We start from the raw sequence: 21647 nt of genomic DNA, 5'->3' as shown, positions 1-21647 counted from the left end.
CATGGCCGGATTCCAGTATTTCGTCGCGTCCTCGCTGGACGGATTCATCGCCACGGGCGATGACAATCTCGACTGGCTGCTCCAGTTCGACGGGTTCTCCGGCGGACAGGAAAGCTACGACGCCTTTATGGCCGACGTCGGCTGCATCGTCATGGGCGGAGATACCTACGCCTGGCTGCGGAAACACGAACCGCATACCTGGCCGTATCCGGCCACACCGTGCTGGGTGTTCACCCACCACGAATATTCAGTGCCGCAGGGCGCGGATGTGACCTTTGTCCGAGGGCCGGTCGGCGAATTCGTGGAGGACCTGAGGTCCGCCGCGAAAGGCCGCAACGTCTGGATCGTCGGCGGCGGGGTGCTCGCGGCCCAGTTCGCTGACGCGTCCGCCCTGGACGAGATTATTATCTCGATCATTCCCGTCGTGCTGGGCCGCGGCAAAGCGGTTCTGCCGCTGGCCGGTCCGACGGCGCCGCTGGAGCTGGTCTCGTCCCACACCCTGGGCCGCGGCATCGTGGAGCTGCGCTACCGCTTCGGGTCCGGCCCGGCGTAGCGCCGGCGTGGTGCCGGTGTGATCAGGGTGCTATGTCGCGGATCAGGTTCGTGATCCGCGCCGTGGACAGCCGGCGGCCCTGCTCGTCCGTCATCACGATTTCGTGGGTGGTGAGGGTGCGGCCGAGGTGGATCGCCGTGCAGGTGCCGGTCACCGTGCCTGCGGTGACGGCGCGGTGATGCGTTGCGCTGACGTCGATCCCCAGCGCCTGCCGCTTCGGGCCCGCGTGCATTCCGGCGGCAAAGGAACCCAGCGTTTCGGCGAGGACCACGTGCGCGCCGCCGTGCAGGATCCCGGCCACCTGCGTGTTGCCCTCCACGGGCATGGTGCCGACCGTCCGCTCGGGGCTCATCTCCAGGAAATGGATGCCCATCTTCACCACCAGGGCGCCCACGCCGTACTGCCCCAGCCACTCGTGCATCTCCGCGGGAATCCCAGCGGCCGCCAGTTCGGCCGCGTACGGGCCCGGCGTGAAATTGTCCGTCATGGCAACTAGGCTGGCACCTGTGAGCGAAACTACCAAACCGGCCCTTTCCACCCTGTCTTTGAACACTGCAGGGTCTTCCGACACCGCGGCGGACATGTTCCCGGCCCCGGCTGCTGCGCCGGCGGGTGCGGCCAAGCCCGCCCGGAAGTCCGCCCGGGCAGCGGGAGCGGTTTCCGCCACCGAGGCGCCCGTGATTCCCCTGACGGACCAGCCCCGCCTCCTGGTCCTGGACGGGCACTCCATGGCCTTCCGTGCCTTCTTCGCCCTGCCCGCGGACAAGTTCTCCACCTCCACCGGGCAGCACACCAACGCGATCCACGGGTTCACGTCCATGCTCATCAACCTGATCAAGGAGCAGAAGCCCACGCACGTCGCCGTCGCCTTCGACGTTTCGGACGACACAACCCACCGCAAGGCCGAGTACAGCGAGTACAAGGGCGGGCGCAACGAGACCCCGCGGGAGATGAGCGGCCAGATCGACCTCATCGACAAGGTCATGGGCGCCTGGGGCATCAAGACCATCAAGATGCCCGGCTACGAGGCCGACGACATCCTGGCCACCCTCGCCGCCATGGGGGAAAAGGCAGGCTTCGAGGTGCTCCTCGTCTCGGGCGACCGCGACGCCTTCCAGCTCATCACGGACAACGTGTTCGTCCTGTACCCCCGCAAGGGCGTCAGCGACATTCCCAAAATGGATGCGGACGCCATCCAGGAAAAGTACTTCGTCAGCCCCGCCCAGTATTCGGACCTCGCGGCCCTGGTGGGGGAGTCGGCAGACAACCTGCCGGGCGTCCCCGGCGTCGGGCCCAAGACGGCCGCCAAGTGGATCAACCTCTACGGCGGGCTGGAAGGCGTCCTGGAGCACCTTGACTCTATCGGCGGCAAAGTGGGCGACGCCCTCCGCGAGAACGTGGAGGAGGTCAAGCGCAACCGGCGGCTGAACCGGCTCCACACGGACCTCGAGCTCCCGGTGGCACTGGAGGATCTCGCGGACCCGCGGCCGGACCAGGCGGCCCTCGAGGAGCTGTTCGACGCGCTCGAATTCAAGACCATCCGCACCCGGCTCTTCGCCCTCTACGGCAGCGAAGTTACCGAGGCGGAGCGGGAAAGCCTGGACACGCCGGACTTCGTGACCCCGTCGGACGCTGACGGGCTGTCCGCGTTCCTGGCAGCCGGCGCCGGCACCCGCGCGGCCGTCGCCGTCGACGTTGTGCCCGGCCGCATCGGCGAGGACGCCGCGGCCCTGGCCATCGTCCACGACAAGGGAGCCGCGTACATCGATCTCGCCGGCCAGGACGCCGCTGCCGAGAATGTCCTGGCCGGCTGGCTGAAAGATGCGGGTGCGCCGAAGGTCATGCACGGCTACAAGGCGGCCCTCAAGGCGCTCTCCAGCCGCGGTCTGGGCCTGGAGGGCGTGGTGGATGACACCTCCATCTCCGGCTACCTGATCCAGCCGGACCGGCGCAGCTACGAACTCGCCGAACTGGCGCAGCACCACCTCAACATCAGCGTCTCCACGGAGGCGGCCAAGGCCGGTCAGCTCGAGTTGGCGTTCGACGGCGATGACGCCGCCGCTGCGGGCGCCCTGGTGCACGTCGCCGCCGTCGTGCAGGCCCTGAGCCGGTACTTCGAGACGGAACTGGCCGAGCGCAAGGCCCAGGACCTGCTCACCACCCTGGAACTGCCCGTCAGCCGTGTCCTCGCCGACATGGAACTTGCGGGTATCGCCATCGACATGCAGCGCATGGACGAGCAGCTGGCGGATCTGGCCAAGGTCATCGACAACGCCCAGGAGCTTGCCTTCGCGGCCATTGGCCACGAGGTGAACCTTGGGTCGCCCAAGCAGCTGCAGACCGTGCTCTTTGAGGAACTGGGGCTGCCCAAGACCAAGAAGATCAAGTCCGGCTACACCACCGACGCCGCCTCGCTCAAGAACCTGCTGGAGAAGACCGGGCACGAGTTCCTGGTCCAGCTCATGGCACACCGTGAGTCCTCCAAGCTGCGGCAGATGCTGGAGTCGCTGAAGAAATCAGTGGCCGAGGACGGCCGCATCCACACCACGTACGCGCAGAACGTGGCGGCCACGGGACGGATCTCCTCCAACAACCCGAACCTGCAGAACATCCCCATCCGCAGCGAGGAGGGGCGGCGCGTCCGCGGCATCTTCGTGGTCAGCGAAGGCTACGACTGCTTGCTGTCCGCGGACTACTCGCAGATCGAAATGCGCATCATGGCGCACCTCTCCGGGGACGCCGGCCTGATCCAGGCCTACAAGGACGGCGAGGACCTGCACCGGTTCGTCGGGTCCAACATCTTCCACGTGCCCACCGACCAGGTGACCAGTGCCATGCGCTCGAAGGTGAAGGCCATGTCCTACGGTCTGGCCTACGGACTGACCTCGTTCGGCCTCTCCAAGCAGCTGGAGATCTCCGTCGACGAGGCCCGGACCCTGATGAAGGACTACTTCGACCGGTTCGGCGCCGTCCGCGACTACCTCCGCGGCGTGGTGGACCAGGCCCGGATCGACGGCTACACCGCCACCATCGAAGGCCGCCGCCGCTACCTCCCGGACCTCACCAGCACCGACCGCCAGCTCCGCGAGAACGCGGAGCGGATCGCGCTGAACTCGCCCATCCAGGGCTCCGCCGCGGACATCATCAAGCGCGCCATGCTGGGTGTGGCCGGAGCGCTGGCGGACCAGGGCCTGAAATCCCGCATGCTGCTGCAGGTCCATGATGAACTGGTCCTCGAAGTGGCGCACGGAGAGCGTGACGCCGTGGAGAAGCTTGTGACCGAGCAGATGGGCGCCGCAGCGCAGCTGACCGTCCCGCTCGAGGTCCAGATCGGCATCGGCTCCAGCTGGTACGAGGCCGGGCACTAAACCGGCACCGGCGGGGCATTTGGCAGGATTCCTAGGGGGAGAAGCACGTGGCAGAGCAGTACGAGATCAGGCGTTTCACGCCGGCGGCCAAGGACCACCCGGCGTACCCGGAGGCGGTCGCCTGGATGCGGGCCGTAGCCTTCGGGTTCCACGATGCCCGCCGCAGCGACGAGCGGGTCGACAAGGGCCTCGAGATGCAGCGCGCCGACGGGCGCGTGATGACCGGCGCCTACCAGACCGGGCCTGTCGCCGAGCATTCACTCGGTGCCGAGGTGCCGGTGGCGACGTTCGGGACCATGACCAAGACACTGAATGTCGGCTTCGGGCGGCTGCTGGACACCCGTCTGGTGACTGCGGTCACCGTGCGGACCTCGCACCGCCGCCGCGGGCTGCTGCGCCGGATGATGGCCGAGGAGCTGGGGCTGGCGCGACAGGAAGGCCTGGCGATGGCCGCGCTGACCGCCTCCGAAGCGTCCATTTACGGCCGGTTCGGCTTCGGCGTCGCGACGTCGGAGCAGTCGGTCAAGGTGGACACGAGTGCCCGGTTCGTGGTGGACCACACCCCGGTCGGCTCCGTCGAGGTGGCTGATCCCAAGGTGCTCCTGGAGCTGGCCCCGGTGATCTTTGAGCGCCTTCATCGCCAGACGCCGGGTTCCGTGGGCCGGCACGAGTTCTACCGGCAGTTCGCCTCGGGTTCCGTCAGCCGCGATGACGGCGATGACCCGAAGGTCAAGGTCGCCCTGCATTACGGCCCCGACGGCGACGTGGACGGCTATGTGTCCTACAAGTTCGGCGGCTGGTCCAGCACCCCCTACACAATGGAAGTGGTCGACCTGGTGGCGGCCACCCGCGCCGCCTACCTGGAACTGTGGCAGTACCTCGGAGCAATCGATCTCGTCGAACGCGTGACGTGGGACGAGGCGCCGGTGGACGACCCCCTGCCGTGGGCGCTCAAGGATCCGCGCTGCGTGAACGGCTCGGACGCCCGGGACATGCTGTGGCTGCGGGTACTGGACGTGGAGAAGGCCCTGGGCGCCCGGCGCTACTCGTCCGACGGCGGCCTGGTGCTGCGCGTGACGGATACCCTCGGCTTCGCGGCCGGCACGTTCTCGCTCTCCGCGAGCGGCGGGCAACCGGCTGTGCAGGCGGCGGCTGACGGTGTTGAACCGGACCTGACGCTCGACGTCGCGGACCTTGGATCGATCTACCTGGGCGGTGTCTGCCCGGTCACCCTGGCCACCGCCGGGCGGATCACCGAGAACGCACCCGGGGCAGCGCTGACAGCGAAACGCATGTTCGCCGTCGAACGCGCACCGCACTGCCTGACGCACTTCTAGCCCGGCCTGCACCGCGCCGCCGCGCTTTGACCCCCGTTCATCAAAGCGACTAGACTAAACGGGCGTGCACTACGTGTGCGCATTTACAATCCACAAAATCAGGATGACCCGGCGTTGTGCCGTGTTCTGTGCCCGTGTCGCCGACGCGGGCGCAGCGGTTTGCCTGACCGACTAACTATCCACAACGGAGCCCCTACTACATGACCATCACCTCCACCGAGAAGCCCGGTACCCCCGTAGTCGCGATTAACGACATCGGTACCGCTGAGGACTTTCTCGCAGCAGTCGACGCCACCATCAAGTACTTCAACGACGGAGACCTCGTCGAAGGTACCGTTGTCAAGGTCGACCGCGACGAAGTTCTGCTCGACATCGGTTACAAGACCGAAGGTGTCATTCCCTCCCGCGAGCTGTCCATCAAGCACGATGTTGATCCCGGTGACGTTGTCGCCGTCGGCGATCTCGTCGAGGCCCTGGTGCTCACCAAGGAAGACAAAGAAGGCCGCCTGATCCTCTCCAAGAAGCGTGCTCAGTACGAGCGTGCCTGGGGCGACATCGAGAAGGTCAAGGAAGAAGACGGCGTCGTTACCGGTACCGTCATCGAGGTTGTCAAGGGTGGTCTTATCCTCGACATCGGTCTGCGCGGCTTCCTGCCCGCATCCCTCGTCGAGATGCGCCGTGTGCGCGACCTTGCTCCGTACATCGGTCAGCAGATCGAAGCCAAGATCATCGAGCTGGACAAGAACCGCAACAACGTTGTGCTGTCCCGCCGTGCATGGCTCGAGCAGACCCAGTCCGAGGTCCGCTCCACGTTCCTCAACAAGCTGGAAAAGGGCCAGGTCCGTCCCGGCGTCGTTTCCTCCATCGTTAACTTCGGTGCCTTCGTGGACCTGGGCGGCGTAGACGGCCTCGTCCACGTTTCCGAGCTGTCCTGGAAGCACATCGACCACCCGTCCGAGGTTGTCGAAGTTGGCCAGGAAGTCACCGTCGAGGTTCTCGAGGTCGACCTGGACCGCGAGCGCGTTTCCCTGTCGCTCAAGGCTACGCAGGAAGATCCGTGGCAGACCTTCGCCCGCACCCACGCCCTCGGCCAGGTTGTTCCGGGTAAGGTCACCAAGCTGGTTCCGTTCGGCGCGTTCGTTCGCGTTGAAGACGGCATCGAAGGCCTGGTCCACATCTCCGAGCTCGCCGTGCGCCACGTTGAGCTGGCCGAGCAGGTTGTCTCCGTTGGTGACGAGCTGTTCGTCAAGGTCATCGACATCGACCTCGAGCGCCGCCGCATCTCCCTCTCCCTCAAGCAGGCCAACGAGGGTGTCGACGCCGAGTCCACCGAATTCGATCCGGCTCTCTACGGCATGGCCGCTGAGTACGACGAAGAAGGCAACTACAAGTACCCGGAGGGCTTCGATCCGGAGTCCAACGAGTGGCTTGAAGGCTACGAGACGCAGCGCGCCGTCTGGGAGCAGCAGTACGCTGACGCCCAGACCCGCTGGGAAGCCCACAAGAAGCAGGTTGCCCAGCACGCTGCCGACGACGCTGCAGCTGCAACGTCTGGCGAGAGCGACTCCGGCACCACCAGCTACTCCTCGGAGCCGGCTGCTGAGTCCAACGCAGGCGCCGGTACCCTGGCATCTGACGAGGCTCTTGCCGCACTGCGCGAGAAGCTGACCGGCAACTAATTGCCCCAGGTCCCCGGGAGTCCGCTCCCGGAGCCTGGCAGTTGCCAGCCTGAAGTAACGCGGTGAAGGTGGCCGTCCCCCGGGGCGGCCACCTTTCGTTTAAGGACATGCCCATTTTTGGGTTCGGCCGCGGGACATGCTCATTCTTGGGCGCAGTGAGTGGGCATGGTGGGGTTATGTCCAGTGGCGCGGGCCAGGGTGGCGCATGTCCGGTGTGGGTTGCAGGCTGACCGGGGGACATGTCCGACGGCGGCCTGGGCTAGGCAGAGCTGCGGCGTGTGCTTCCGGGCTGAGCGGGTTTCCATCGGGCAGTATTGCCTGATGGATCCGATCAGTGCGGCCAAGGACTTCGTCGCGGAGAGACACCCCGACGCCGTTGCGGCCATTCTTGGGGGCAGCACGGCCCAGGGCCGGAATACTCCCACGTCCGATCTCGACATTGTGGTCCTGTACCCCGACGGCGGCGCCAACTACGCCCGGACGACGCGTCATCGGGGGCAGATTGTTGAGGAGTTTGTCCACACGCCGGCCAGCGTCACCTTCTGGTATGCGCGGGAGCGTGCCGAGCGCTGCGCGATCTTGGGTGACCTCTGCGCCCAGGGGACCATTCTCACCGGCGCAGGCAACGGGCTTGCGGAGTCGTGGCAGCGGGACGCCCGGCGGTACATGCAGCGCGGGCCGGAGCCGCTGACCTCCGAGGAACGTGATCTGCGCCGCTACGAACTGAGCAACTCCCTCGACGACCTGCGGGGCACCGTGCTTCGGGCTGAATCCTTTGCGACGTCCTCCGAGGTGTTCCGGCAGTCGGTGGAGCTCCTGCTTCTCCAGCACGGCAAGTGGCTGGGAAAGGGCAAATGGCTGGTCCGCCGGCTGGAACAGCTGCCCGCTGATGACACTGCCACCGCGCTGCGCGACTGGGCGGGTTCCCCGGAGCACAGCGCGGAGCGTCTGATCCACCTCGCCGCCCGGGTACTGGAGGCCAACGGTGGATACCTGATGGACGGATTCCTTCGCGGCTCGCTTCTTGCCCCCGGCACAGCCCCTTAGCTGTGCGCCGCGCTAAGGCGACCTGACAGTTGGCGCCGGCCCACCATGGGACATGCTCATTCTTGAGCGCCGTGGGTGGACATAGTGGCGTTATGTCCACTGGTGCGGGTCAGGGTGGCGCATGTCCGGTGTGGGGTGCGGAGCTGTGCGGGGGACATGCCCATCCTTGGGCGCCGTGGGTGGACATAGTGGCGCTATGTCCAGTGGTGCGGGTCAGGGTGGCGCATGTCCGGTGGGGGTGCGGAGCTGTGCGGGGGACATGCCCATCTTTGGGCGCCGTGAGTGGACATAGTGGCGGTATGTCCAATGGTGCGGGTCAGGGGGGCGCATGTCCGACGGCGGGGTGCGGCGTGACCGGGGGACATGTCCAGTGGTGGGCGGTCCCAGCAGGGCCCCGAAACTAGCGCAGGGGAATCCTGGCCTTGACCGGGACAGCGGCGGTGAGTGATGCCTCGCCCTCTTCGAACGACGCCCCGGCGGAGCGCAGGAGGGCCAGCGCGGCGGTATTCCCTGCCGTGGTGTCGGCCTCCAGCACGTCCGCGCCGGACGCCGCGGCACGCTCGATCACCAGCCGGAGGGCTTCGTGCGCGATTCCTTTGCCGCGGTGGCTGCGGCCCAGCCAGATCCCGGTTTCCACGGTGCCCGGGCCGGTCCGCCGGAGCCGGATGGAGCCGGCCAGCTTCCCGCCGGCACTGATGGCCCAGCTCTTCTGGTGCGCCGGCCCCTCGAGTCCCGCGGCGGCGTGGTGGTATTCGCGGAACCAGCTGATCCGTTCCGAGTTCCAGCCGGAGGCACTGCCCAGCGGCGGGGTCACCTCGTCGGCGTCCGCGTCCTGGATGGCCACCACCAGCAGCTGCTCCAGGACCTGCTCCGTGACGTCCACGAGGCGGACCGGGGGCTGCGGTACCTCAGGTGAGGGGGACATCGATCCACTCCGTTCCTCCGGGCAGCAGGGCGGCGGTCCCCGCCGACAGCGCGGCGAGCCGTTCACCCGCCCGGGCCAGGTCCGCCGGATGGTCCGGCAGCGCGAGCCTCAGGACTGTAGTCTGCGCCTCGTAAGCGGTTTCGGCCATGACGTAGCCCGCGGCGCGCAGGTCATTCTCCAGCCGGCCGGCGCCGGCGTGAGGGACGCTGACCGTGCAGATCCGCAGCCTGCGGCGCTGCACCAGCGGTGCGCGGTGCAGCGCAGCGGACACGGATTCGGAGTACGCCCGGACCAGCCCGCCGGCACCCAGCAGGATGCCGCCGAAATAGCGGACCACGACGGCGGTCACGTCGCTGAGGTCCGTCACTCCGGGTGCCGTCTCGCGCTTCAGCAGCGCATCGAGCATTGGGATGCCGGCGGTGCCGGAGGGTTCGCCGTCGTCGTTGGAACGCTGGACGTCCCGGTCCGGTCCCAGCACGAACGCCGAGCAGTGGTGCCGCGCGTCGTGGAACTCCCGGCGCAATCCGGCGACCAGCGCACGTGCGCTGTCCTCATCGCCGGTGCGCTGCAGGACGGTGATGAAACGGGAGCGTTTCACCTCGATCTCGTGGCGGAACGCCGGGCCGGCGGCCAGCGTGCTGTACACGGTTGCCCTGCTCTCCGGGAAAACCGCCTCTTCAGCCACCCGATCAGTTTAGTCTGGTGGGGTGCTGAAAATTGGGTTGACGGGCGGCATCGCCTCAGGCAAGTCAGTGGCCGCCGCGCGCCTGCGCGAACTCGGCGCGGTGGTGATCGACGCCGATGCCCTCGCCCGGGAGGTGGTGGAACCCGGCACTCCGGGACTCGCGCAGGTGGTGGACGCCTTCAGCCGGGCCGTCCTGACGCCGTCGGGGGGACTGGACCGGCCCAAGCTCGGCGCCCTCGTCTTCGGTAACCCGGAGCGGCTCGCGGTGCTGAACGGCATCATCCACCCCCTCGTCCGGGAGCGGGCCGCCGCGCTGGCCGCCGCTGCCCCGAAGGGCGCGGTGGTGGTCCAGGACATCCCGCTGCTGGTGGAAACCGGCCAGGGCGCCAATTTCCACCTGGTGGTGGTGGTGGACGCCCCCGGGTCCGTCCGCGTCGAGCGCATGGTGCAGCACCGGCAGATGACTCCGGAGCAGGCCCGCGCCCGCATGGCCGCCCAGGCCTCCCGGGAAGACCGGCTGGCGGCCGCGGACGTCGTCCTGGACAACTCCGGGTCGAAGGAAGAGCTGCGCGACGCCGTCGACCGGCTCTGGAAATTCCGGCTCACGCCCTTCGCCGAGAACCTGGCCCGGCACCGTCTCGCCCACCGCACCGGCGGGCCGGTACTGGTCCCGGCCAACCCGGACTGGCCGGCGCAGGCCGAACGGCTCATGGCACGCCTCCGGGCGGCGGCCGGCCAGGACGTGCTGGCCCTGGACCACGTGGGCTCCACCGCCGTCCCCGGGCTCGCCGCGAAGGACGTGCTGGACCTCCAGCTCGGCGTGGAAAACATGGCCGCCGCGGACCGGATCGCCCCCGTATTGGCCGACGCCGGGTTCCCGGCCTGGCCCGGGACCGCCGCGGACAATCCCAAGCCGCCGCACCCGGACCCCGCGGACTGGGCCAAACGGCTGCACGGCAACGCCGATCCCGGCCGGGCGGTCAACCTCCACGTCCGGGCCGTCAATTCCCCGGGCTGGAGGTTCGCGCTGTGCTTCCGTGACTGGCTGCGCGACGACGCCGCCGCCCGGGCCGACTACCTGGCCGAAAAACGCCGCGCCGCCAAGCTGCACGGCGTCGATAAATCCACCGCGGGCTACGCCGCCGACAAGGAAGGCTGGTTCACGGACTACGCCGCGCCCAGGATGGACGCGTGGGTGCAACGCACCGGCTGGCAGCCGCCGTCGCAAACCACCGGGGCGCCCGGTACCGCCCAAAGCTGAATCAGGGCATCATGTCGCACCCCGGCGGTAGATTAGGTACATGAGTCTTGCCCAGCAGATCAACCGTGTCGTGGCACCCTTCGAGGTCATCAGCGAGTTCCAGCCGGCGGGCGACCAGCCGGCCGCGATCGCTGAACTGACGGAGCGCATCAAAAACGGCGAGAAAGATGTGGTGCTGCTCGGCGCCACCGGCACCGGTAAAAGCGCGACGACGGCGTGGCTGATCGAGCAGGTCCAGCGTCCCACCCTCGTGATGGTGCAGAACAAGACCCTGGCCGCCCAGCTCGCCAACGAATTCCGCGAACTGCTGCCAAACAACGCCGTGGAGTACTTCGTCTCCTACTACGACTACTACCAGCCTGAGGCCTACGTGGCGCAGACGGATACCTTCATCGAGAAGGATTCCTCCATCAACGAGGAAGTCGAACGGCTCCGGCACTCCGCCACCAACGCCCTGCTGACCCGCCGCGACGTGATCGTGGTGGCCACCGTCTCCTGCATCTACGGCCTGGGCACCCCGGAAGAGTACATCGCCGGCATGGTGACGCTCCGCAAGGGCGCCGAGATGAACCGGGACGACCTGCTCCGGAAGTTCGTCGCCATGCAGTACGCCCGCAACGACGTGGACTTCCACCGCGGCACGTTCCGCGTGCGCGGCGACACCGTGGAGATCATCCCGATGTACGAGGAACTCGCCATCCGGATCGAGTTCTTCGGCGACGAGATCGAAAACATCCAGACCCTGCACCCACTCACCGGCGAAGTGCTGCGCGAGGAAGAGGAAATGTACGTTTTCCCGGCCTCCCACTACGTCGCCGGGCCGGAACGGATGGGCCGGGCCATCAAGCGGATCGAAGATGAACTGGCGGACCGGCTCAAGGTCCTGGAAAGCCAGAACAAGCTGGTGGAGGCGCAGCGGCTCCGGATGCGCACCACCTACGACCTCGAGATGATGCAGCAGATGGGCTTCTGCAACGGCATCGAGAACTACTCCTCGCACATTGACGGGCGCGAGCCTGGCAGCGCCCCGCACTGCCTCCTGGACTACTTCCCGGACGACTTCCTGCTGGTCATCGACGAGTCCCACGTCACCGTGCCCCAGATCGGCGCGATGTACGAAGGCGACATGTCCCGCAAGCGGAACCTCGTCGACTTCGGCTTCCGCCTGCCCTCCGCGATGGACAACCGCCCGCTCAAGTGGGACGAGTTCCTGCAGCGCGTCGGGCAGACGGTGTACCTGTCCGCGACGCCCGGCAAGTATGAGCTCGGCAAGGCGGACGGGTTCGTGCAGCAGATCATCCGGCCCACAGGCCTGATCGACCCCGAGGTCATCGTCAAGCCCACCAAGGGCCAGATCGACGACCTCCTGGGCGAAATCCGCACCCGCACGGCCAAGAACGAACGCGTCCTCGTCACCACGCTGACCAAGCGGATGGCCGAGGACCTCACCGACTACCTGCTGGGCCACGGCGTGAAGGTGGAATACCTGCACTCCGACGTCGACACCCTACGCCGCGTGGAGCTGCTCCGCGAACTGCGCATGGGCGTCTTCGACGTCCTGGTCGGCATCAACCTGCTCCGCGAAGGCCTGGACCTCCCGGAAGTGTCGCTGGTGAGCATCCTGGACGCGGACAAGGAAGGCTTCCTGCGCTCCTCGACGTCGCTGATCCAGACCATCGGCCGTGCCGCCCGCAACGTGTCCGGCCAGGTCCACATGTACGCGGACAAGATCACCGACTCGATGGCCCACGCCATCGACGAAACGAACCGCCGCCGCGCCATCCAGGTCGCCTACAACACGGAGAAGGGCATCGACCCGCAGCCGCTGCGGAAGAAGATCGCCGACATCACGGACCAGATCGCCAAGGAGGACGCGGACACCCGCGAGCTCCTCGCCGCCGCCGGCAAGGCCAAGGGCAAGGGCAAGGGCGCCGCCAAGGTCCGCGCCGACGGCCTCGCCGCCGCACCGGCCGAGGACCTGGTGGGCCTGATCGAGCAGCTGACGGAACAGATGCACGCCGCCGCCGGGGAGCTGCAGTTCGAGCTCGCCGCACGGCTCCGCGACGAGGTGGGGGAGCTGAAGAAGGAGCTGCGTCAAATGCAGTCCGCGGGGCACGCCTAGGGTAATGTGGGGCGGACGTAGGGGAGTATCCCAAGCGCTACGATCGTCAACACGCACGGCACAGATGCCCTGCCGGGCGTAGCGGGCGGCCAGGCAGTCCCAGGTACCTCAGTATCGGACGCCGGCCAGCCGGAGAGACTTACACCGCATCGTCACACCCTGCGAAAGGTATCTTCGTGCCCGAACTTCCCGTCTGGTTCGAGATCGGCTCCTTCGTCGTTCTCGGCATCATCCTGGCCATTGACCTGCTGCTGGTCCTCAAGCGACCGCACGAGCCCTCCATGAAGGAGGCCGGCCTGTGGGTGTCGTTCTACATCGCCCTCGCCCTGGTCTTCGCCGGTGCCATGTTCGCCTTCACCGGGCCTGAATACGGCGGGCAGTTCCTCGCCGGCTGGGTCACTGAATACAGCCTCAGTATCGACAATCTCTTCGTCTTTATCATCATCATGGCCCGCTTCTCGGTACCCCGTAAGTACCAGCAGGAAGTGCTGATGGTGGGCATCATCATCGCCCTGATCCTCCGCGGCATCTTCATCCTCCTCGGCGCCATCGTGATCGAACAGTTCAGCTGGGTCTTCTACATCTTCGGCGCCTTCCTGCTGTGGACCGCGTGGAAGCAGGCCCAGGACGACGGGCACGAAGAGGAGGACAAGGAAAACCCCCTCATCGCCCGCATCCGCAAGGTCCTGCCGATGTCGGAGAAGTTCGACGGCGGCAAGCTCCGCACCGTGGTGGACGGCAAGAAGGTCTTCACCCCCATGCTGATCGTCTTCGTGACCATCGGCCTGACGGACCTGCTCTTCGCAGTGGACTCCATCCCGGCCATCTTCGGCCTGACCCAGAGCGCGTTCATCGTGTTCACCGCCAACATCTTCGCCCTGATGGGCCTGCGGCAGCTGTACTTCCTGCTCGGCGGCCTCATGACCCGCCTGGTCTACCTCAAGCACGCGCTGTCCGTGATCCTTGCGTTCATCGGTGTGAAGCTGGTCCTGCACGCCATGCACGTCAACGAGCTGCCCTTCATCAACGGCGGCCAGCACATCGAATGGGCTCCCGAGATCCCGACGTTCGTCTCGCTCGGCGTGATCATCGGCACCATCATCATCGCCGTGATCGCCAGCCTGCTCAGCTCCAAGGCCACCCAGTCCCCGGTGGACGAGCGGCTCGCGGACGATGCGCGCAAGAGCATGAGCGACGCCGAATAACCCCGCGGTTCGGCTAAGCTCGGACCGTGAAAATCTTTGACGCAACAGCAGTGAACAGTACGGCGCTGGACCCCCAACGGGTCCAGCGCCGTACTGTTTGGGTGCTGAGCGCCGCGCAGCTCCTCAGCGGCATCGGCAACGGCGCCAGTCTCTCGGTCGGGTCGCTGCTGGCCGTCCAGCTCTCGGGTTCCAATGCGTGGGCCGGGTCGGTCACCACCACCATGACGCTTGGGGCGGCGGCGGCAGCCCTGCCCCTCGCCGGGCTGGCCGGGCGCCGCGGCCGCCGGGCTTCGCTCATCACTGGCCTGCTCGCCGCCATGGCCGGTGCGATGCTGGTGATCGTGTCCACCGTGACAGGCAGCTTTCCGGTGCTCCTGGCGGCAGCCGCCCTGCTGGGCCTCGGCACCGCCGCGAACCTCCAGGCCCGCTTCGCCGCCGTCGACCTCGCTGCCCCGGAGCACCGCGGCCGGTCCCTGGCGATCGTCGTCTGGGCCGTGACCATCGGGGCCGTCGCCGGCCCCAACCTGATCCGTCCCGGCGCCCTCGTCGGGGAAGCGCTCGGCCTCCCGGCGCTGGCGGGCCCGTTCGTGTTCTCCACCGCGGGGCTGGCGCTGGCGGCCCTGCTGCTGCTGGTCGGCCTGCGGCCGGACCCGCTGCTGCTCGCCGCACGGCTCCGCGCGGGCTCCCCGGCCGAGGCCGCCGCGAAAGGCACGTCAGCTGCCCGACGGCGGCACGGACTCCGTCACGGCCTGCGCGCCATCCAGGCCTCGCCGCGGGCACGCCTGGCCCTTCTCGCCGTGATCGCCGCCCACGGCTGCATGGCAGCTGTCATGTCGATGACGCCCCTGCACCTGCAGCTGCTGACCGAGGGCCCGCTGGCGGGCATGCCGGACGGGCACGCCCACGCCGCCAGCACCGACGTCCTGGTCCTGATCGGGTTCACCATCTCGCTGCACATCGCCGGGATGTACGCGCTCTCGCCGGTGATGGGCTGGCTGACGGACAAGGTGGGCCGGCTGCCGGTCATCCTGCTGGGCCACGGGCTGATCCTGGTCTCGGTCCTCGTGGCCGGCTTCGGCCAGTCCCAGCCTGCCCTGGTGACGGTGGGGCTGGTGCTGCTGGGCCTCGGCTGGTCCGCCGCCACCATCGCGGGATCCACCCTGCTCGCGGAAAGCGTCGGCGCCGACGACCGGGTCCTGGTCCAGGGCGTCTCGGACACCATGATGGGGATTGCCGGCGCGGTCGGGGCGGGGTTCTCCGGCCTGGTGATGAGCGGGGTGGGCTACCAGGGCCTGAACCTGGCGGCGGCCGCCGTCGCCGTGGCCGTGCTGGCCGCCGCCCTGGGCGCTGCCGCCCGGGACCGCAGCACCCCGGCCCCGGCCTAGGGACGGACGGAGCGGGTCAGCCCGAGAAGCCGCGCGAAGATGCCCTCGCCGTCGTCGGCGATGCCGTCGTGGTGGAAGTCCGCCGACTCCCAGACCTGCAGGCCACGGACCGCCGCGGCTGTTTCGAGGGAGAGTTCCCGGTCCACGTAGATGTCCTCGGTGTACACGGCCGCGGCGGCCGGCACCGAGTTGCGTGCCAGCTGCTCCGGATCGTACAGGGCCGGCCAGTCGGCCTTCTCGGCGAGCAGCAGGGCAACGTTCTGCAGCGGCCGGAGGGCCGGGTCCTGCTCGAAGTACCAGGGGTAGACCATTTCACCGGTGAGCAGCGGCTCCGGGGCTTCGGGGGAGAACTCCGGGAAGTCCTGCAGCACCCGCCAGGCGGCCCAGTCGGTGGGTTCACCCTGGCCGTAGATGGATTCGTGCATCAGGGCATACAGCGGGTTGGCCGAACGGGACACCAAGCCGCGGACCTGCTCCAGGAAGGCGTCCGAGAGGCGGTCCCCGGAGGGCGTGGCGACGAAGGCGTCCTCCAGCAGGTGGTGCAGGGCATCCACCCGGGTGTTGCCGCCCAGGAAGGAGCCCACCATCTGGAAACGTTCCACGGTGAGCCGGCCGCCGTCGGGCAGGAACTCCTCCGTGTCGCGCAGGTGCCGGGCGATCCGGGTGACCGCCGCACGGTCCTCGGGGTACCGGGCGAAGTATTCAGCGTTGCGGGCGGCCACCCGCTGGAACGTGGCCTGGTAGACCCGGTCCGCCGGGCCGGCCAGCGGGGCGAGGCCTCCGGTGATCAGCACTTCCCGGAGGCCCTCCGGGGCGAACGAGAGGTAGCTGAGCGCGCAGAAGCCGCCGTAGCTCTGGCCGTAGACCGTCCATGGTCCGGATCCGAGGGCCAGGCGGATGGCCTCCGCGTCGGCCACGATCGAATCCGCCCGGAAGTGCGCCAGGTACTCGGCCTGGTCGGCGTCGTTGCCCCGCAGCGGAAGGGTGTTGCGGTCGATCGCGGAGGACAGCCCGGTGCCGCGCTGGTCCAGCATCAGGATGCGGAAGTCCCTGGCCGCGGCCTTGCTCCAGCCGCCCAGGGACGGGAGGCGGTTGCCGCGCCCGCCCGGGCCGCCCTGCAGGTACAGGAGCCACGGGAGCCGGGCTGCTTCCTCGTCGCTGTGGTCCGCGGAGACGTACTCTCGGGCAAAGACGGTGATGGTCTCCCCGGGCACACCGTCGCCGGTGAAGTGGTCCAGCGGCACTTCGAAGTAGTGCTCGGCGGTGCGCATTCCGCGGTATTCGTGCCGGGCCTTGACCGTGTGCGGCACCGTCGGCCGGGCAGCCTCCAGCAGGTCCGCGGCGCCGGAGCCGGTCATGGGGAGGTCCGCCCCGGGCACGGGCCGGTCAGCCACGGGCGGGCACCTCCCGGGCGCCGGCCTGGATGCCGGGAGTGCCGAAGGCTTCCAGCGCTTCGCCGGTGAGGCGGAATGTGGACCAGTCCGACATCGGGTTGGCGCCCAGTTTCTTGTAGAAATTGATGGAGGGCTCGTTCCAGTCCAGGACGCTCCACTCGACGCGCGCGTAGCCGCGTTCCACGGCCGTCGCCGCCAGGTGCTGGAGGAGGGCCTTGCCGTGGCCTTCGCCGCGGGCCTCGGGACGCACGTAGAGGTCCTCCAGGTAGATGCCGTGGACACCTTCCCAGGTGGAGTAGTTCAGGAACCAGAGCGCAAAGCCGCGCACCTCGCCGGCCTCGTTTTCGGCCATCGTCGCGTAGACCCGCGGGTGCTCGCCGAACAGGACCCCGGTGAGCATCTCGGGGGTGTTCCGGACGGCGTCCGGCTCCTTCTCGTAGATGGCCAGATCATGGATCATCTGGAGGATTGCGGGGACGTCGTTTGCCGTGGCGGGCCGGATTACACTCATTGTCCGAGTTTACTAGCCCGCCCGCAGCCGCCCCGCAGCGGCCTCGCCCGGTGCAGCCTTCTCCTGCGACACGGTTCCTGTCCTGCGCGGCGCAGAAGTCCTGGCGCGGCGGGTGTACCGGCGCGCAGGGCACTTGGCGCGTCGCGCAGCACGATCCGCGGCGCCGGGCACCATCCGCAGCGCCGGGCACTAAGCGCGTCACCCAGCACCATCCGCGTCGCCTGACCCGGTTCGTAGCGCCGGGCACGAAGCGTGTCGCCAGGTGCCCTGACCCCCGGCGCGGACTACTCCTGCGACGCGGTTCCTGTCCTGCGCGACGCAGAAGACCTGGCGCGGCGGGTGTACCGGCGCGCAGGGCACTTGGCGCGTCGCGCAGCACGATCCGCGTCGCCGGGCACCATCCGCAGCGCCGGGCACTAAGCGCGTCACCAGGCCCGCCGACCCCGGTGCGGCCTTCTCCTGCGACGCGGTTCCTGTCCTGCGCCGCGCAAAAGTCCTGGCGCGGCGGGTATACCGGCGCGCAGGGCACTTGGCGCTTCGCGCAGCACGATCCGCATCGCCGGGCCCGAACCGTGTCGCCGGGCCGCGGGCGGCTACAGCCGGTTGACGTCCGTGACCCGCACGACGGCGGTGCCGGTCTCGTCGGACGCGGCCAGGTCCACCTCCGCGGAGATGCCCCAGTCGTGGTTGCCGGCCGGGTCCTCGAAGATCTGCCGGACCTTCCAGGCCCCCGGCTCCTCGCTGATGATCAGCAGGCCCGGGCCGCGCGCGTCGGGGCCGGTGCCGATGTCGTCGTGCTCGTCGAAGTAGTCATCCAGTGCGTCCTCCCAGCGCTCAGCGTCCCAGCCGGAGCCGGCATCGAGCTCACCGAGGGCGGTGGCGTCCTCATCCGCGAACAGCTCCACCCGGCGGAACATCTCATTGCGGACCATCACGCGGAAGGCGCGGATGTTGGAGGTGAGCGACGGCGGCGGGGGCGGGGGAGCGTCGTGCGGCGTCGGGGCCTTCCCGGACGTGAGCTCCTCCCACTCGTCCAGCAGGCTGGAGTCCACCTGGCGGACCAGTTCGCCGAGCCAGGCGATGAGATCCGCCAAGTCCTCGCGGAGGGCGTCCTGCGGGACGGTCTGACGCAGCGCCTTGAAACCGTCGGCCAGGTAGCGCAGCACGATCCCCTCGGACCGGGCCAGACCATAGAACTGGACGAACTCGCCGAAGTTCATCGCCCGCTCGTACATGTCGCGGACCACGGACTTGGGGGCCAGCTCGAAGTCGCCGATCCACGGGGCGGCCCGGCGGTACACGTCAAAGGCCTCGCCCAGGAGCTCCGCGAGCGGCTGCGGGTAGGAGACCTCCTCCAGCATGGCCATGCGCTGGTCGTAGTCGATCCCGTCGGCCTTCATCGCGGCGATGGCCTCGCCGCGGGCCTTCTTCTGCTGCGCGGAGAGGATCTGCCGGGGTTTCTCCAGGGTGGACTCGATCACGGACACCACGTCCAGGGCGTACGACGGCGACTCCGGATCCAGCAGCTCCAGCGCGGCAAGCGCGAAGGGGGAGAGGGGCTGGTTCAGGGCGAAGTTGGCCTGCAGGTGCACGGTGAGACGGACGGTGCGGCCGTCCGGGCCCTGCTCGGAGGCCGGGATCCGCTCCACCACGCCGGCGGCGAGGAGTTCCCGGTAGATGCCCAAGGCCTTCTTCATCAGCTGCAGCTGGGAGGAGCGGGGCTCATGGTTTTCGGTCAGCAGGCGGCGGGCGGCCGCAAACGGGTCACCGGGCCGTTCCATCAGGTTCATCAGCATCGCGTGGGTCACGGTGAAGCTTGAGACCAACGGGTCCGGGACGGACTCCACCAGCCGCTTGAAGGTGGGCTCGCCCCAGGACACAAAGCCCTCCGGCGGCTTCTTCTTGACCACCTGGCGGAGCTTCTTCTGGTCGTCCCCGAACTTGGCGGTGGCCTTGGCCATCGCCTTGACGTTCTCCGTGACGTGCTCCGGGGCCTGCACCACCACGGTGCCGGCGGTGTCGTAGCCGGCCCGTCCGGCGCGTCCGGCGATCTGGTGGAATTCGCGGGAGTTCAGCAGGCGGGTGCGGACGCCGTCGTACTTGCTCAGCGCGGTCAGCAGCACCGTCCGGATGGGGACGTTGATGCCCACCCCAAGGGTGTCCGTGCCGCAGATGACCTTGAGCAGTCCGGCCTGGGCCAGCTGCTCCACGAGGCGGCGGTATTTGGGCAGCATGCCGGCGTGGTGGACACCAATGCCGTGCCGGACCAGCCGGTTGAGGGTCTTGCCGAACCCGGCCGCGAACCGGAACCCGGCAATCAGCTCCGCGATCTTGTCCTTTTCCTCACGGGTGCAGACGTTGATGCTCATCAGGTTCTGCGCCCGGTCGATCGCCTCGACCTGGCTGAAGTGCACCACGTACACCGGGACCTGCTTGGTGGCGAGAAGCTCCTCCAGGGTCTCGTGGACCGGGGTCTGCTCGTAGTAGTAGTGCAGCGGGATGGGCCGCTCCATGGAGCTGACGGTCGTCGTCGGGCGTCCGGTCAGGTCGGTGATCCCGGCCTCGAAGCGGCTGACGTCGCCCAGGGTGGCGGACATCAGCAGGAACTGCGCCTGCGGAAGTTCCAGCAGCGGCACCTGCCAGGCCCAGCCGCGCTGCGGGTCGGAGTAGAAGTGGAACTCGTCCATGATGACGGCGCCAAGGTCGGCGGCCGCGCCCTCGCGGAGGGCGATGTTGGCCAGGATCTCGGCGGTGCAGCAGATGATCGGTGCGTCCTGGTTGACGCCGGAGTCTCCCGTGATCATCCCCACGTTCTCCGCGCCGAAGATCTCGCACAGCGCGAAGAACTTCTCCGAGACCAGGGCCTTGATCGGCGCGGTGTAGTAACTGCGCTGCCCGCGGGCCATGGCTTGGAAGTGGACGGCGATGGCGACAAGCGACTTCCCCGACCCGGTGGGGGTGGCCAGGATGACGTTGGAGCCGGAAGCCAGCTCCATGATGGCCTCGTCCTGGGCGGTGTACAGGGCCAGGCCGCGGGTTTCCGTCCACTCGACGAACCGGGTGTAGAGCTCGTCCGGGTCGAGGCCGGCCGTTCCGGGGACGCGGGCTGCCGGGGCGGGGAGCTGATCAACAAGTTTCATTGCTCCCCAGCTTAGTGGCCGCGCCGCAGCACCCGTTCCTTGGTCGCCGTCCTTGCCGGGGATAGGCTTCGGGACGTTGCATCGTTGCCGGTGACTGGAGGAACGCATGAAGTGGGACCCCGCCAAGTACGTGCAGTTCGGGGACTACCGGGACAGGCCGTTCTTCGACCTGACCGCCCGCATCCACGCGGACGCCCCGCGGCACGTCGTGGACCTGGGCTGCGGCCCCGGCAACCTGACAGCCACCCTCGCCGAGCGCTGGCCCGCGGCACACGTCACCGGACTGGACGCGTCGCCGGAGATGCTCGCCCGGGCGGAGGTGCACGCCGGCCGGCTGCCCAACCTGTCCTTCGGCCAGGCAGACATCGCCGGCTGGATGCCCGCGGCCGGGACGGACGTTGTGGTCACCAATGCCGCCCTGCAGTGGGTTCCCGGCCACCGCGGCATGCTCGCCCGCTGGCTGGAAGCCCTCAGGCCGGGGGCCTGGTTCGCGCTGCAGGTGCCCGGGAACTTCAACGCCCCCTCGCACACCCTGATGCGCGGTCTCGCTGAGTCCGCGGCGTGGGCGGACCGGCTCGCCGGGGTGCTGCGCCACGACGACGTCACCGGCGGCCCGGAGGAGTACCTGAACATCATGCTCGACGCCGGCTGCGATGCGGACGCGTGGGAGACCACGTACAGCCAGCTCCTCCCCGGCGAAAACCCCGTGCTGGAATGGGTGCGCGGCACCGGGCTCCGGCCCGTGCTTGCCGCCCTGTCCGGGCCCGACGCCCGCGCATTCGAAGCCGACTATGCGGCGCGGCTGGCCGAGGCCTACCCGCCCGGCCCGCACGGCACGGTGTTCCCCTTCCGCCGGGTCTTCGCCGTGGCCCGCAAAAGGGAATGAGCCGCGCCCGCTGATTCGGCGGCCGGCGGCGGGCCGGCCGGCGCATGACAGCGAAGCTTGGTGTGATCGTGCTTACAATGACCGGGCAGCGTGGGGGCGGCTGCATCGGCGAACCCTGATCCGTGCCCTGTACAAGTGATGGAGGTCCG

General features: G+C 68.4%; 16 protein-coding genes. 10 read left to right on the top strand and 6 right to left on the bottom strand.

What is annotated here, in order from left to right; all coding sequences use genetic code 11:
* Position 1 precedes the first annotated feature (1 nt).
* Positions 2 to 553: a dihydrofolate reductase family protein gene (locus AR539_RS14325; protein WP_066438200.1), complete on the top strand. Its 552-nt coding sequence runs from the start codon at positions 2 to 4 to the stop codon at positions 551 to 553.
* 22 nt (positions 554 to 575) lie between these two features.
* Here the strand turns inward: AR539_RS14325 and AR539_RS14320 are convergent, their stop codons facing one another.
* Positions 576 to 1040 carry a hotdog fold thioesterase gene (locus tag AR539_RS14320; protein ID WP_066440014.1) on the bottom strand — a complete coding sequence of 155 codons (465 nt, stop codon included), beginning with the start codon at positions 1038 to 1040 and terminating at the stop codon, positions 576 to 578.
* 241 nt (positions 1041 to 1281) lie between these two features.
* Between AR539_RS14320 and polA the strand changes: the two genes are divergently transcribed.
* From polA to AR539_RS14300, 4 genes are all read left to right on the top strand, one after another.
* Positions 1282 to 3921: a DNA polymerase I gene (polA, locus tag AR539_RS14315; protein ID WP_066440012.1), complete on the top strand. Its 2640-nt coding sequence runs from the start codon at positions 1282 to 1284 to the stop codon at positions 3919 to 3921.
* A 47-nt stretch (positions 3922 to 3968) separates the two neighbouring features.
* Positions 3969 to 5258 carry a GNAT family N-acetyltransferase gene (locus AR539_RS14310; protein WP_066438199.1) on the top strand — a complete coding sequence of 430 codons (1290 nt, stop codon included), beginning with the start codon at positions 3969 to 3971 and terminating at the stop codon, positions 5256 to 5258.
* Positions 5259 to 5458: 200 nt separating this feature from the next.
* Complete coding sequence (rpsA, locus tag AR539_RS14305; protein ID WP_066438196.1) at positions 5459 to 6937, top strand: 30S ribosomal protein S1; 1479 nt, start codon at positions 5459 to 5461, stop codon at positions 6935 to 6937.
* Between the two features lie 321 nt (positions 6938 to 7258).
* A complete protein-coding gene (locus tag AR539_RS14300) occupies positions 7259 to 7984 on the top strand; it encodes a nucleotidyltransferase domain-containing protein (RefSeq protein ID WP_197410642.1) in 726 nt (241 codons plus the stop codon).
* 400 nt (positions 7985 to 8384) lie between these two features.
* Here the strand turns inward: AR539_RS14300 and AR539_RS14295 are convergent, their stop codons facing one another.
* Both AR539_RS14295 and AR539_RS14290 read right to left on the bottom strand, forming a co-directional pair.
* Positions 8385 to 8909, bottom strand: a complete 525-nt coding sequence (locus AR539_RS14295; protein WP_066438185.1) for a GNAT family N-acetyltransferase — start codon at positions 8907 to 8909, stop codon at positions 8385 to 8387.
* Complete coding sequence (locus AR539_RS14290) at positions 8893 to 9594, bottom strand: IMPACT family protein (RefSeq protein ID WP_066438182.1); 702 nt, start codon at positions 9592 to 9594, stop codon at positions 8893 to 8895. The genes AR539_RS14295 and AR539_RS14290 overlap by 17 nt, the downstream gene beginning before the upstream one ends.
* A 22-nt stretch (positions 9595 to 9616) precedes the next feature.
* Here AR539_RS14290 and coaE point away from each other — a divergent pair, with 22 nt between their 5' ends.
* From coaE to AR539_RS14270, 4 genes are all read left to right on the top strand, one after another.
* Positions 9617 to 10855 (top strand): dephospho-CoA kinase, encoded by a 1239-nt coding sequence (gene coaE / locus AR539_RS14285; protein ID WP_066438180.1) that lies wholly within the window; start codon positions 9617 to 9619, stop codon positions 10853 to 10855.
* A 40-nt stretch (positions 10856 to 10895) separates the two neighbouring features.
* Complete coding sequence (uvrB, locus tag AR539_RS14280; RefSeq protein ID WP_066438179.1) at positions 10896 to 12977, top strand: excinuclease ABC subunit UvrB; 2082 nt, start codon at positions 10896 to 10898, stop codon at positions 12975 to 12977.
* 176 nt (positions 12978 to 13153) lie between these two features.
* Positions 13154 to 14182, top strand: a complete 1029-nt coding sequence (locus AR539_RS14275; RefSeq protein WP_066438178.1) for a TerC family protein — start codon at positions 13154 to 13156, stop codon at positions 14180 to 14182.
* Positions 14183 to 14208: 26 nt separating this feature from the next.
* Complete coding sequence (locus AR539_RS14270; protein ID WP_231728619.1) at positions 14209 to 15567, top strand: MFS transporter; 1359 nt, start codon at positions 14209 to 14211, stop codon at positions 15565 to 15567.
* Here AR539_RS14270 and AR539_RS14265 read toward each other — a convergent pair.
* The 3 genes from AR539_RS14265 to AR539_RS14255 form a co-directional block, all read right to left on the bottom strand.
* On the bottom strand, positions 15564 to 16925 hold the full coding sequence (locus tag AR539_RS14265) for an alpha/beta fold hydrolase (protein WP_066440011.1): 1362 nt from the start codon (positions 16923 to 16925) through the stop codon (positions 15564 to 15566). The two genes, AR539_RS14270 and AR539_RS14265, sit on opposite strands and share 4 nt — an antisense overlap.
* 28 nt (positions 16926 to 16953) lie before the next feature.
* Entirely contained in the window at positions 16954 to 17472 is a 519-nt protein-coding gene (locus tag AR539_RS14260; RefSeq protein ID WP_066438173.1) for a GNAT family N-acetyltransferase, read from the bottom strand.
* A gap of 593 nt (positions 17473 to 18065) precedes the next feature.
* The gene (locus AR539_RS14255; protein WP_066438172.1) at positions 18066 to 20612 is read right to left on the bottom strand and encodes a DEAD/DEAH box helicase; all 2547 of its coding nucleotides are present in this window, start codon (positions 20610 to 20612) and stop codon (positions 18066 to 18068) included.
* 106 nt (positions 20613 to 20718) lie between these two features.
* On the opposite strand from AR539_RS14255, the gene AR539_RS14250 reads away from it, so the two are divergent.
* Positions 20719 to 21498 carry a trans-aconitate 2-methyltransferase gene (locus AR539_RS14250; RefSeq protein ID WP_066438171.1) on the top strand — a complete coding sequence of 260 codons (780 nt, stop codon included), beginning with the start codon at positions 20719 to 20721 and terminating at the stop codon, positions 21496 to 21498.
* Positions 21499 to 21647 lie beyond the last annotated feature (149 nt).

The sequence above is a fragment of the Arthrobacter sp. EPSL27 genome, assembly GCF_001512305.1.
GTDB lineage: Bacteria > Actinomycetota > Actinomycetes > Actinomycetales > Micrococcaceae > Arthrobacter.
Note: the sequence above shows the minus strand (reverse complement) of the source record. Positions and strands in the feature narration are given on the sequence as shown.